This window comes from Nocardia sp. bgisy118 (assembly GCF_057708605.1).
The window spans coordinates 124,614-136,737 of the sequence record NZ_JBYISM010000018.1; the positions used below are offsets into that span (position 1 = coordinate 124,614).

Annotated in this window: 12 protein-coding genes; 5 read left to right on the forward strand and 7 right to left on the reverse strand. The window is 67.2% G+C overall.

Features of this window, described 5'->3' with window-relative positions:
* Window positions 1-6: 6 nt before the first annotated feature.
* Both AC3EO7_RS22215 and AC3EO7_RS22220 read right to left on the reverse strand, forming a co-directional pair.
* Entirely contained in the window at window positions 7-330 is a 324-nt protein-coding gene (locus AC3EO7_RS22215) for a hypothetical protein (protein ID WP_431965666.1), read from the reverse strand.
* Window positions 331-362: 32 nt separating this feature from the next.
* Window positions 363-2,129, reverse strand: a complete 1,767-nt coding sequence (locus tag AC3EO7_RS22220) for an FAD-dependent monooxygenase (protein WP_435592295.1) — start codon at window positions 2,127-2,129, stop codon at window positions 363-365.
* Window positions 2,130-2,526: 397 nt separating this feature from the next.
* On the opposite strand from AC3EO7_RS22220, the gene AC3EO7_RS22225 reads away from it, so the two are divergent.
* Entirely contained in the window at window positions 2,527-3,174 is a 648-nt protein-coding gene (locus AC3EO7_RS22225; RefSeq protein WP_435592296.1) for a response regulator transcription factor, read from the forward strand.
* Between the two features lie 228 nt (window positions 3,175-3,402).
* Here the strand turns inward: AC3EO7_RS22225 and AC3EO7_RS22230 are convergent, their stop codons facing one another.
* The 4 genes from AC3EO7_RS22230 to AC3EO7_RS22245 form a co-directional block, all read right to left on the reverse strand.
* Entirely contained in the window at window positions 3,403-3,690 is a 288-nt protein-coding gene (locus AC3EO7_RS22230; RefSeq protein WP_435592297.1) for a hypothetical protein, read from the reverse strand.
* A 244-nt stretch (window positions 3,691-3,934) separates the two neighbouring features.
* Entirely contained in the window at window positions 3,935-4,894 is a 960-nt protein-coding gene (locus AC3EO7_RS22235; protein ID WP_431965674.1) for an Acg family FMN-binding oxidoreductase, read from the reverse strand.
* A gap of 180 nt (window positions 4,895-5,074) precedes the next feature.
* Window positions 5,075-5,977, reverse strand: a complete 903-nt coding sequence (locus AC3EO7_RS22240) for a DUF302 domain-containing protein (protein WP_431965676.1) — start codon at window positions 5,975-5,977, stop codon at window positions 5,075-5,077.
* An 18-nt stretch (window positions 5,978-5,995) separates the two neighbouring features.
* Window positions 5,996-6,520, reverse strand: a complete 525-nt coding sequence (locus AC3EO7_RS22245) for a flavodoxin family protein (protein WP_431965678.1) — start codon at window positions 6,518-6,520, stop codon at window positions 5,996-5,998.
* Window positions 6,521-7,053: 533 nt separating this feature from the next.
* On the opposite strand from AC3EO7_RS22245, the gene AC3EO7_RS22250 reads away from it, so the two are divergent.
* Together AC3EO7_RS22250 and AC3EO7_RS22255 are read left to right on the forward strand one after the other, a co-directional pair.
* Window positions 7,054-7,521, forward strand: coding sequence for a CBS domain-containing protein (locus AC3EO7_RS22250; protein ID WP_431965680.1), 468 nt, complete (start codon window positions 7,054-7,056; stop codon window positions 7,519-7,521).
* A 738-nt stretch (window positions 7,522-8,259) separates the two neighbouring features.
* Complete coding sequence (locus AC3EO7_RS22255) at window positions 8,260-8,976, forward strand: metal-dependent hydrolase (protein ID WP_435592298.1); 717 nt, start codon at window positions 8,260-8,262, stop codon at window positions 8,974-8,976.
* Window positions 8,977-9,123: 147 nt separating this feature from the next.
* On the opposite strand, the gene AC3EO7_RS22260 is transcribed toward AC3EO7_RS22255, so the two are convergent.
* Window positions 9,124-9,585, reverse strand: coding sequence for a MarR family winged helix-turn-helix transcriptional regulator (locus AC3EO7_RS22260; protein WP_435592299.1), 462 nt, complete (start codon window positions 9,583-9,585; stop codon window positions 9,124-9,126).
* A 238-nt stretch (window positions 9,586-9,823) separates the two neighbouring features.
* Between AC3EO7_RS22260 and AC3EO7_RS22265 the strand changes: the two genes are divergently transcribed.
* Both AC3EO7_RS22265 and AC3EO7_RS22270 read left to right on the forward strand, forming a co-directional pair.
* Window positions 9,824-10,828 carry an SMP-30/gluconolactonase/LRE family protein gene (locus AC3EO7_RS22265; protein ID WP_435592300.1) on the forward strand — a complete coding sequence of 335 codons (1,005 nt, stop codon included), beginning with the start codon at window positions 9,824-9,826 and terminating at the stop codon, window positions 10,826-10,828.
* Between the two features lie 45 nt (window positions 10,829-10,873).
* Window positions 10,874-12,124, forward strand: a complete 1,251-nt coding sequence (locus tag AC3EO7_RS22270; RefSeq protein ID WP_435592301.1) for a lipase family alpha/beta hydrolase — start codon at window positions 10,874-10,876, stop codon at window positions 12,122-12,124.

The window sequence follows — 12,124 nt, forward strand, 5'->3', positions numbered from 1 at the left end:
TGTGCGTCAACCACAGCAGAAGGGGTTGTCGCATGGATCGCCGATTTCACTGGCGTAGGCGACGAAGTCTCCGATGGGCTCCAGGATCTCCTCGACCGTCCCTGGCTCCAGCGCCGGAGCGGAAGGGTCGAACGGCTTGCCCCACGTCGATGGCGTGTCATCGATGTCGAAACGGCGCAGCCCGTCGACGAAGAGCGTCCAGAGCGGGTGATCGGGAAAGCAGTTGAGCCGCAACACCCACCACGATCCGTCCACACAGGCCGCGACCGGGAAATGCGCTTTCCCGGTCTTGCTCCACCGAGGCCGTGCGTTCAACTCCGGGTATGACATGCCCACAGTCTCGTCGATCGAGCCGTCACCCGTCACGCGCGACCGTTCGGGAGGGTCGCCCCGGGCGCGGCCCCGCGAACGCGGTCCAAGACATCGGCGGGCCGATCGGGAACGGTGTCACCGCGCCAGGCGACGTGCTGGTCGGGGCGGACGAGCACGAGGTTCCGCTCGTACTGGATGCGCGCGTGCTCGTCGCGGATGTCCACGACATCCAACGGCAGACCGCGTTCGGCCGCGGCCGTCACGAAGGCGGTGACGTCGCTGTCGTCGAAGCGCAACAGGGTGAAACCGCGGCCGAACAGATCGAAGACGGCTTGGCCGTCGGCGAGGAACAGACTCGGTGGCCGGGTCCCGGGCAGTGTGCCGGGGAGGTAGGTGTGCATGCTGTCGGTCGGCGCGGGGTGTCGTTCGTGACAGATGACGGGTGAGTTGTCGTAGCGGTACCCGTATTCGATTCCGTCGGCTTCGTTTTCCAGGTTGCCCAGATCCAGGATCTCCCGGCCGGCACGACGACGGTCGCGATCTCCCGACCAACCCTCGTCGTGAATTCGCTTGCGGTAGCCGGTCTTGATCGCCAGGCGCACCAGCGTGTGCCGTGCGGAGGCCGTCCGGTTGCGCACCGCGACCGGACGGCGCTCGGCTTCATACGCGTGCAGCAGGCGAGGATCCGCCCATCCCTGCACGACGGCGGCCAGCATCCAGCCCAGGCCCACCGCGTCACCCACTCCGGTGTTCATGCCGTATCCGCCTGCGGGGACGACCTGATGTGCGGAGTCGCCTGCCAGCCAGACCCGTCCGCTGCCGTAGCTGTCGGCCAGCGACAGCCGCGGACGCCAGGCGTTGGCGACGACGATGTCGCAGTCGAACTCGATTCCCAAGCGCGCGAACAGAAACCGCTTCGGATCGATCGCCTCGGCATCGACGCCCTGACCGATGGGCATGTGCAGTGTCCAGGTGTCGCGATCGTTCTGCGAGATCAGCGTCCATCCCTCGGGTGACTGGGTGTGCCAGGCCGTGCCGAACCGTTCGAGCGGCCTGCGGTCGGGCGAGGTGAAGTGGATCAGGTAGACCCTGCCGTCCATCGGCCTCTCGCGCTCTTCGCGATAGGCGCGGACTGCCGCCGCCACTACACGTCCCAAGCCCAGTTCGCGCGCGGCGAGGCGGCGCAGATCGATGTCGTCCAGGTCGATGCCCAACCCTTTGCGCACGATGCTCCCCGCACCGTCGCATCCGGCGAGGAACTGCGCGCGCACCGTGCGGGTCCGCCCGGTCGCCGAGCAGCGGATCACCGCGTCGACCCCCGCGTCGTCCTGACGAAACGACTCGAGCCCCCAGCGGTAGCGGACGTCGATGACTCCCGCCCGGGTCTCGAGAATCTCTTTCAGCGCGGGCTCGAGCAGCGCCTGTGACACCCGCATCGGGGGTTCCAGCGTGGTCGTGCCGTCGTTGCGCTCGCGAATGAGCGCACGACCTTCGGCGACGGTCGGGTAGCGGAAGCGCGCCAGTTCCCACCCGCTGAGCTTGGTCACCCACGACACGTCGAACGGATGATCCTCCGGCACCGCGACTTTCCGCACGTCCTCGGCCACACGCAGCTTGCGGAACAGTTCCATGCTGCGGCCATTGGTGATGTCCATCTTCGGGTGCGTGGTCGTGGACGGGTTTCGTTCCACCAACATCGCGGCCACACCGTGGTGCGCCAATGTCAACGCCAAGATCAGACCGACCGGACCGCCACCGACGACAAGGACCGGAACCTGCTCGTCCTCCGCTTCCGTCGCATCGGCATTCGAACTCATGGTCACGCCCCTTCGGTACCGCGGCTGGGATCACCCACGAGCAATATTGAACACTACTGTTCAATTCGGATCAAGTTTGCCTATCGTCAGAGCACGGGTCGATCAGGCTCGTCCAGCTGCCGTGTCACTGCCCGCCGTCGATTGCCGATCGCCGCATGGAGCACCGGCCTCGAGGCGACTCCCGCAGATCGCCACCATGGCGGGGACGGCGGCGAATTGGCCGGAAGCGGCGTCCATCGGCACCGGCCTGTTGCGCGCTGATGTCGTGGCGGCGGCACGCCGGGAGTGAGACGGCGAGCGGTCAAGGGGCTTCGGTCACCACTCCGAGGGCGAACTCCGGCACGATCCGGCGAATACCTTCGTACGCTGAAAGCATGGCTGACGGAGGTGCATGGACATGATCAAGGTGTTCCTGGTCGATGATCACCACATCGTGCGGCGCGGGGTGGCCGACCTCATCGATACCGAGTCCGACATGGACGTCGTCGGCGAAGCGGGCAGCATGTCGCAGGCGCTGGCGCGAATCCCCGCGCTGCGACCCGATGTCGCGGTGCTGGACGTGCGGTTGCCCGACGGCAACGGCATCGAGCTGTGCCGCGAGCTGCTGAACCAGCAGCCGGAGCTGCGCTGCCTGATCCTCACCTCGTTCACCGACGAGCAAGCCATGCTGGACGCGATCCTGGCCGGGGCCAGCGGCTATGTGGTCAAGGACATCGGAACGACCGACCTCGTCGACGCTATCCGCGATGTCGGATCGGGCAAATCACTGCTGGACAACCGGGCCGCGGCCGCGTTGATGGCGAAGTTGCGCGAAGAGGCCGAGGCCAAGACGGGACCGCTGGCCGCGCTCACCGATCAGGAGCGTGTTCTGCTGGGTCTGCTCGGTGAGGGGTTGACGAACAGGCAAATCGCCCAGCGAATGTTCTTGGCGGAGAAGACGGTGAAGAACTACGTGTCCCGGCTGCTGACGAAACTGGGTGTCGAACGACGCACCCAGGCCGCGGTGCTCGCTTCCAAACTGAATGCCTCTAATAACCGGGGCTGAGATTCGCGGCGGTGCACGAGCGCGTCTATCCGGGGTTCGTATTCCGTAGCGGCCGGGTGGATGTCAATCGTGCCTCCTGTCATCTGTCTGTTCCTCCGTTCAACTCAGCGGGCCCGATCGCGGTTCGACAGGGCCGATGGTTCCTGTCGAACCGCGATTCGTCACCGAGAATGTCAGCGACTTCGGGTACCTTCCGGACAACCTCGGCGGTAGGCGTAATCGTGCTCGTCAATCGCGAGGCTGCTGCTCGGTCCGGACCGGACCCCGGCGTTGGGCGAGACGGCGCAGCCGCTCGTGCTCGAGCCAGAACACCGCGACGCTGGAGATGAAGCACAGCGCGGTAACGGTGGCGCCGACCGCGACCCATCGGGTGAATCCGTCTCCCGCTGCGGTGAGCGTGGATGCCAGGCTCACCACACCCGCGATGAACAGCACGATGCCGGGGATGTTGTAGATGTCGGCGAGGCTTTCTCCCGGCTTGGCGTGGTACTGCTGGCCGGATGTCGTGTCGCTCACGGTGATTCCTCTGGTGTCGGTTCGAGCAAGCCGCCGCTGGGAGGTGCCGCGGCCCGTCATCACCATGCCCGCCGAGGCGAACCCGAGCGCAGAGTCGTTGGTCCTTGTGCGGCCGGACCAAGGTCGACACAGCCCGGTGACTTACCCTCCCGCACCGCAGGAAAACGCCTCGAGGCAAGCCTGTTTTGCAGCGCTGGCGTCGCACAACCGGCCGCTGGGATGCGTCGGCCCGCTGGCGACGGTGTCAGGCGTGGACGGGAGAGAGCAGTACCTCCGCGAGCGATCGGCGTGGGGTGATCGGCGGCGGCTCAGTGGTGTCGGGAGCCTGGCCCACACGCAGGATGACTTGGGGGTGTGCGGAGTTGTCGAGGATGTCGCGTCGCAGCTGAAGGCGTCGGTCGGCGCTGTCGAGAGGGGCCGAGAGCGGGCAGGTGGCCAGCCCGATGTTGGTCGCGGTCAGCAGTACCGCGCTCATCGCCTCGCCAGCACGCAGTTGCGCGAGTGGGTCGTCGTCGGAGGTGGCCAGCAGAAGCAGGTCGGCGTGATCAGGCCCTTCGGTCGCATCGGCCCAGTCAGCGGTGGTCAGCGCGCGTTCAGAGGCAAAGTCGGCCCAGGTCTCCTGGGTGCGGTATGCCGTCGCGTCGTCGAGGTCGTAAGGTCCTCGGCTGCCGGATGCGGGGGAGTCGTCTGCCCAGCCTCGCGTCGCTGATCGCGTCCCGACAGTCGAGCGCTCGGCGATACGGTCGTGAAGCGGTCGAATCAGTGCGCCCAGAGCCGCGGCACGTTCGGCCAACAGCCCAAGGTATCCCGGTGGGACGGCCCAGTCGCTGTAGCGCCTGCGGTCGCTGCGCCGACGGGTGATCGCGGCGCTCATGGCGATGTCCTGGCCGGTGGGCCGCCGCGCCACGGCTGCCACGGTGGCCAGATGGTCCGGGTTGTCCGGACTCGGCATCCGATGCACGATCGTCGCCCAACCCAGCGCGGCGAAGGCCACCGACAGATGATGCAGTGCCGCCCCGCAGCCGAGTAGCACATCACGCCGGTCGCCCACGGACAGCGATCGTGTCCGATCCAGATACAGATGCACACTGCCCGGAGCGATCCGCCAGCGCCACGGCTGCATGTTGCCTCTCGACGGCGCGCGCAAGGCCAGCGCCAAGGCGGTGGCGACGGTGTCTTCCTCCGGTAGTCCGCGGTCGTCCATGGGTGTCGTAGCCCTTCGCGGGTCGAATCGCTTTCCTCCACGATCCCCCTGCCGCAGCGCCCTGCGGCAGGGCACGATGACCCCTGATGAGCGGACTTCCGCCCGACACGGCCGGGACTCGGCCAGTTCGATCTCATCGGGCCACCGGTGTGGGGATCGGCTCGTCGCCAGGATTGCGGATCAGTGGCCGTCGCCGGGGATTTCCGCGGTCGGCTCGGCCGAGGAGGCGCGCACCCGCGCCAGCGCAGCGACCAGACTGTGGCGGACCTGTCGCGCGATGGGGTTCCATGCGTGCGTGTGGGTCTGCTCGACCATGGTGAGCGGGTCGGCTGCCTCGATGACGCTATAGCGGCCCTCCGCGCGCACGACGAGGGTGCAGCCCATCATCAGTCCGAGACGTCGGTCGATGTCCAGTGCTCGGGCGGCCAGTTCCGGATTGCACGCGCCGAGAATCACGTAGTCGGCGATGTGCCGACCGGTGCGGGCGGCCACGGTGGCACGCACGTCGAGTTCGCTGAGCACGCTGAAGCCGTGTTCGACGAGTGCCTCGCGGACGAGAAGCACGGTGTCGGCGACCGACGCCGCGACAGTCGCGCTCAAATCCGTGGGTGCGACCGGGATACGGATCTCGGTGACCAGGTCGTGAGCGCTCACCGCCTGCTCGGGCGCGACCAGATACACCTCGGTAGGCGGCCCGACCGCCCGGTACGGCGCTGCGCCGAGCCAGGTTTCGAGCGCGCGGTAGGCGCGGGTGATCGTCTGGTAGCCGCCGCGGTGGACGGTGCGCGCATACCAGCCGAACTCAGTGGCTCGCATCGTCGGCTCGTCGGCGACCCCCGAAGGGGAATCGGCCGTGCCGACAGGAAGCGCGAAATCGACCTCGACGATGGTTCCGGGGCGAAAGTCGCCATGGTAGGTGGTCGACGGCGGCCCCGAGGCCGTCAGTCCGGCGGAAGCGGCGAGAGCATAGAGCGCGTCCATGCCAGCGCCGATGTCGTCGCCGGCATGGTCGGCGCGGATCGTGCGGTGCAGCTGGAGCACCGTGTGCGGAACCGACTCGACCACCGCGACCTGGTAGGGCATGACCGAGATGCCTTTCGCTCAGCTGCGGTGAGCGCTGCGCTCGAGTTCGTGAGCGAGCTCTTCGCCCCACCGGCGGGCACGATCGAGTTCGCCGGCGCTGAGCGGCCCGGTCATCCCGTCGACCAGGAAATCGGCGGGCTCGCTGACCAGCTGGTAACCCAGACCGCGCAACCGTCGTGCGATACCGCGCGCTGCCGAGCCCGTCAGCCACCGCGGGTGGGCGGTCTTGGTTCCGAACGCCGCGGCGCGGGCGCCCTCGGGAACCGGCAGTGCGCTGCCGAGCCACTCACGGATACCGGTTTCTACCGCGACCGGTGCGGTGGTGCGGGTGGCGGCGTCACGACGTGTACGGGCCCGGCTGAGCCCGAAGACGTGGGTCGGGCCGCCGACCACCAGAAGATCGACCGTGGGCGCGGGCGACTGGGCCGCAGTGGTCACCTCGAGCAGGTCGACGGCGGCGTGCGCACCCGCCCCCTTGGCGATCGCCTCGGCAATCGTGGCGGTATTGCCGAACATCGACTCATAGACAACACGGACCCTCATCGGAGTCTCCTTCATGCCTCGGATTCGCGGCTCTGCAGGACTCGACGCTACGGCGGGCATCCCTTCGGCCGACAGTGCCGAACCGCCATCGCGGCGAGGACCTTCGTCGCCGAACGAGCCGCATCGCTGGCCCCCTCCCGGCTCGGGCCGGGCGATGTCACCACTGCATGCGCCCCGCGGTCATCGGTTCTGCCGCCCAAGCGCATGTTCGAGCAGGCCACGATGTCCATCTCACGCTGCGCCACGGTCGATCCGTCGTGCAAGCCGCTGCACGCTCGGCTGATGACAGTGACTGTTCTCCCGCAGCCTGCACCCATGGCGTCGACCGGTCCCGCAGCAGAGACGAACGGCCCTCGCAGTCGGGTCGGCGGGCCCTTGCGCCGCACGGCAGAAGCTTGGTCGAATCGAGGTTGCTTCCCGATTCGACCGACTGCGAGCCGATGCCTCGCCCCGGATGTGTGAGGGCGGTTTCCGTGCGGCGCGCCGGTGGGCGACTGCCGACACAACCTCGACGCGAACGACAGGAGATATCGATGACCACGGCACAGATGATCATGCATCCCGGCGCGGCCTGTATCAGCGTGCGCGACACCATGCAGACCGTGGCGGAGCGGATGCACCAACTGGATGTGGGTGCGATGCCGATCTGCGACGGAGAGGGGCGCCCCGTCGGCATAGTCACCGACCGCGACATCGTCGTCAAATGCCTCGCAATGGGCCACTCGCCCCACACCACGACCGCGGGCGAGCTGGCTCAGGGCATCGAGGGACTGCACACCGTCGAGGCGGGCGAGGACATCGGCAATGTGCTCGCTGTCATGGAGCGCCACCAGATCAGGCGGCTACCGGTCACCGAGCACGGACGCCTCGTCGGCATCATCACCGAAGCCGATCTGGCGCGACGAATGCCCGATGAGACGGTAGGGGAGTTCGTCGAAGCGGTGTGCGCGCAGCATCTTCCGACCCCCGCCTCGCAGACCACCGAGAGCACCACGCTGTAGCGACAACGGAAATCAGAGCGGCATTGGTGTCACGCGACCGCAGCCGCCGCGCACGCCTGCCGTGCTGTCCCCACCGCGCCCAGCGACACCGTCGAACAGGTGCTCGCCGGAATTCGAGGGCGCAGGTTTCGCCATCCGAACCGACGAATCATCAACGCCGAACGCGTTTTTCGTCACTGTGACGCATTAGACCGGCTGGCCACAGGGCGGGGAAGTAGCCTTTCGAGCCAAATCTTGGCAATTTCCAAGACATTAGAATGATTCCGACGATCGCCGGAAAATTTACGGCCGTAGAAATATGCGCCGAGGGGACAACGGCGACGTTCCGTGACACAGAGTCACACCTCAGGAATACGAGAAACGGCGGATGCCGACGAGCGCCGGACACGAGACGCAACAGCAAGCAAATCAACGACATTCGACGGCGACCGAACCCCTTCCCCCGACGCCGTTCTCGCGCCGATAATCGACATTATGTCAAGTAACACCCGTGAAGCGTGACCCCCAAACCGTCACTGCGCCCTCTCGCCCAACACCCCGGGCCTCGTGCTCGAACCGACAAGGACATGCTCGATGCACCCGTACATCGTGCCGCTCCACGAACATCTCACACCCACCCGACGCCCTCGACCGCGCCCGTCACTCGCGCCGCACAACGCGCACCGGCCGAGCATGCCAATCCGCTGGCGGACAGTCCGATTACGCCGTGTGGTCACACGTTCAACTAACCTCCAAGCGGTGCTTGGACATTCACATGCGACCAGCGGCGCGCTCGCCTGGTCGGTGGCGGCGGCGACGCTGCCTCTCGCGGCGTTGACCTATCCGGTATTGCAGACCAGCGAGGCTCGGCTGGGACCGGTCGACATCCTCCTCGGCGTCTTCCTGACCGCGGGCGCGGCGCTGCTGCCCGATGCCGACCATCCCAAAGGAACGATCGCGCATGCGCTCGGCCCACTCTCCTATTTCCTCTGCAAAGTCATCTCGACCGTCGCGGGCGGACACCGGCAGGCCACCCATTCCTTCGCGTTCGTGATCGTGGCCGCGTACGGTACTTGGGCCGGAATGCACTGGATCGGACGAGGATTCACCCTCGCACTCGTGTTCTTCCTCCTCGCCTTGGCAGTACGGGCCCTGCACCTGTACCCGCCGGGCGACGGAATCCGCTCGTGGGGCACGGTCGTCGTCCTCGCGACCGCGGGCACCTTCGCGATGGACAACTGGATCAGCGACCGGCCCGCCTGGTTGCCGTTCTGCGTCGGCCTCGGCGCCTTCGCCCACCTCGTCGGCGACTGCCTCACCGACCGCGGCTGCCGGCTGTTCTGGCCGTTCAAGCTGCGTACTCGCCTGCCGATCATCGAACGAACCGGGAACAAGCTCGAAACCTGGATTCTCACACCGCTGTTCGCGGTAGCCACGCTCGGCGTGCTGTGGCACGTGTTCACCACGAGTCCGTAGCGGAACGGGTGGGTCGCCACGGTGACCCACCACTCCCCTCGTCTATGCGTCTTTCAAGTCGTAAGAGGTCGAAAGAAGTTGCCCGTCTTCAGGGTTGCAATATAGATCGATATGCATATCTAGATATCGGTATCTTTTATCAGACCTTCACGGCCGAGGCCAAGGCCGTCGGTCGATCCGCTCGATATCGGTGTTGAACCGCTCCAGGAATCCGGCGAAAGCCGCCACGTCGGCCGCCGACCACTCCCTCAGGACGGCCTCCAGCGCCGCGACGTTGTACGCGCGCTCGTCCTCGAGACGTCGCTCCCCTTCGGCTGCGACGCGAAACTTGCGGGCCATCCCGCCCTCCGGATCGGGAATGCGTTCGACAAGACCGGCTTTCATCATCGCGGTCGTCTGCCGGTGCAGTGTCGAGGTGTCCAACCCGAAGGCATCACTCAACTCCCCCACCGACATCGGACCCTGCACCTGCAACCGGCACAGCACGATGTAAGCGCTGCGATCGAGGTGGCCGGTTGCCCGGCGCGTCTTGGTGCGGAGTCGCGGCCCTCGCCGCCCTCGCCATCCCGGGACGCCGCGCGCCGGCCGTGGCGACGGAGAAGGACGCACGAGACATGGCCGCCGCCAACGCTTGACATTCGACGCGGGTGGATTCGGCTTGGCACAGCGTCGAATCAACCCGCGTCCGGATGGAACTCCCTTCCCCGTCTTTGCTTCGCAAGGTTTGCCGGGCGCTGAAGGGCTATCGATATCTCATGGTTAGATGCGCATATTTCCATATCGAGATGTAGTTTTCCGTACTCGATTCTTCAGCTATTCCGGCTCCGCCGCGGATACGCTGGCCGCCATGTTCGCAGGCTCGACCATGCAACCGCACCGCTGGACTCCGCCGTCCGCCCCCGAGAGGGCGCGCGAGAAACGCAGCACTCCCCCACTGCCGCCGGTCACCAGGATCGAACTCCCCGGCGCAGCACCCGAAGACGTGGTGCGCACGCCGGACGGAAGGGTGATCGCCGGCCTCGAGAACGGCGCGATCGTGAGCATCGACCCTGCCGGCGGGTCGGTGCGCGAAGTGGCGAACACCGGCGGCCGCCCGCTCGGACTGCACGCCGATGCCGACGGCTCCGTGCTGATCTGCGATTTCGCGCGCGGACTTCTGCGCATGGACCCCGACGGCGCGCTCGAGGTACTCGTCGACGAGATCGACGGCGAGCGACTCGCGTTCGCCAGCAATGTGGTTCGCGATGTCGACGGCACCATCTATTTCTCCGCGTCCTCGCGCCGCTATCCCCTCGACCAGTGGATGGGCGATCTGCTGGAGCATTCCGGCACCGGCCGCCTGTTCCGGCTCGACCCGTCGGGCAAGGTCGAAACCCTCCTCGACGGGCTGCAATTCGCCAACGGCGTGGTGCTCGCCCCCGATCGCTCCTGCGTGTTGGTGGCCGAGACCGGCGCGTATCGTGTGACCCGCTATTGGCTCACCGGACCGCGGGCGGGCACTCACGATCGGTTCATCGAGAACCTGCCGGGTTTCCCGGACAATATGGCGCTCGGTAGCGACGGCCTGGTCTGGATCACGTTGCCCGCCCCGCGTGATCCCCTACTGGACCGCCTGCTTCCACTGCCGGGCGTGCTGCGCCGCGTGGTGTGGTCGCTGCCGGCATGGGCGCATCCGAAACCGCCGCGCACAGTCTGGGTGCAAGCGGTCGATTTCGACGGGACGGTCGTGCACGATCTCCAGGCCGAGGGCGCGGATTTCTCGATGGTCACCGGGGTGGTGGAACACGACGGCACGTTGTATATGGGCAGTTTGACGGAGTCGGCCGTCGCCGTCAGTCGCGTGCCGAGCTGAACACTCCCCGCGACAGAATTCAGTGCACATATGTACACTGAATGCATGTCGGAGAGAATCCCGCAGCGCCGGGCGGAGGTTCGCGCCCTGGCCCGTTTGGCGGGCGACGAACTGGGTGGCGCGGTGGACGGCATCGCGACGATCCATCGGGCGGTGTCGGATCGCGTGTTCGCGGCCGTGCGCTTGGGTGTCGGACCTGCCGCGGAGCCGGTCAAGGTGGTGCACGACGCGATCACCGACGGCGTGTATCGGATCGTCGGCGGTGCGGCGATGACCGCGGGCGCGGTGGGCGAACGAGCGGCGGACCTGCCGGGCGCTCCCCCGTCCCGCACCGTGTGGGGTGCGGGATTCCTGGCGGCATTGCAGGGCCTGATCGGCGACAGCCTCGAGGAGGGCACGCCGATCCTCGCCGGTCCGATGACGTTCCGGGTGGACGGCAATCCCGTTGCGCCGGAGTCGATCTCCGAGCATGTGCCGCCGCGCGATCATCTGGTGGTGTTCCTGCACGGCTTGGTCGAGACGGAGCACGCGTGGCGGTGGGGCGGGCGGGCGACCTATGCCGAGCGCTTGGCAACGGACCTGGGGTGCGCGTGCGTGCAGGTGCGCTACAACAGCGGGCTGCACATTTCCCAGAACGCCCGGGAGTTCGCCGATCTGATGCAGCGGCTCGTCGAGCACTGGCCGGTGCCGGTGCGGCGCATCTCGCTGGTCGGGCACTCGATGGGCGGGTTGATCGCGCGAGCGGCGTGTTTCGATGCGGCGGAGCAGAATCGGGCATGGGTGCGGCTGGTGCGCCAGATCGTGTGTCTTGGTTCGCCACATCTGGGTGCACCGCTGGAGCAGGTGGTGCATCGGTTGTCGGCGGCGCTGGTGTGGTTGCCGGAGACCCGTCCGGTGGGCCGGATGCTACGGCGGCGCAGCGCGGGGATCCGGGATCTGCGGCACGGCTCGCTGGTGGACGAGGATTGGCGCGGTGTGGACGCGGACGCGCTGAAACGGCGTGCGGTGCGGGAGGTTCCGCTGCTGGAGGGTGCGGACCACTACTTCGTGACCGCGTCGTTCACGCGGAGTCCGCGTCATCCGCTCGGCCGGTTCATCGGTGACGGGCTGGTGCTGACGCCGAGCGGCGCGGGCCGGAGCCGGGCCAGACGGCTCGGTTTCGCGGAGGACAACGGTCTGCACGTGCCGGGCGCACATCATTTCGCCCTGTTGAATCACGACGCGGTGTACGCCGCGTTGTGTCGTTGGCTCGGCGGTGCGCCCGCCGCGGCCCTCGGTCCGGGCCGGGCGGGGTGA

What these genes read in the sequence shown, in the direction of transcription:
- AC3EO7_RS22215 (WP_431965666.1), bottom strand. Translation starts at nt 330, where the DNA reads ATGTCATACCCGGAGTTGAACGCACGGCCTCGGTGGAGCAAGACCGGG.
- AC3EO7_RS22235 (WP_431965674.1), bottom strand. Translation starts at nt 4,894, where the DNA reads ATGGACGACCGCGGACTACCGGAGGAAGACACCGTCGCCACCGCCTTG.
- AC3EO7_RS22265 (WP_435592300.1), top strand. Translation starts at nt 9,824, where the DNA reads ATGTTCGCAGGCTCGACCATGCAACCGCACCGCTGGACTCCGCCGTCC.
- AC3EO7_RS22220 (WP_435592295.1), bottom strand. Translation starts at nt 2,129, where the DNA reads ATGAGTTCGAATGCCGATGCGACGGAAGCGGAGGACGAGCAGGTTCCG.
- AC3EO7_RS22245 (WP_431965678.1), bottom strand. Translation starts at nt 6,520, where the DNA reads ATGAGGGTCCGTGTTGTCTATGAGTCGATGTTCGGCAATACCGCCACG.
- AC3EO7_RS22250 (WP_431965680.1), top strand. Translation starts at nt 7,054, where the DNA reads ATGACCACGGCACAGATGATCATGCATCCCGGCGCGGCCTGTATCAGC.
- AC3EO7_RS22225 (WP_435592296.1), top strand. Translation starts at nt 2,527, where the DNA reads ATGATCAAGGTGTTCCTGGTCGATGATCACCACATCGTGCGGCGCGGG.
- AC3EO7_RS22240 (WP_431965676.1), bottom strand. Translation starts at nt 5,977, where the DNA reads ATGCCCTACCAGGTCGCGGTGGTCGAGTCGGTTCCGCACACGGTGCTC.
- AC3EO7_RS22270 (WP_435592301.1), top strand. Translation starts at nt 10,874, where the DNA reads ATGTCGGAGAGAATCCCGCAGCGCCGGGCGGAGGTTCGCGCCCTGGCC.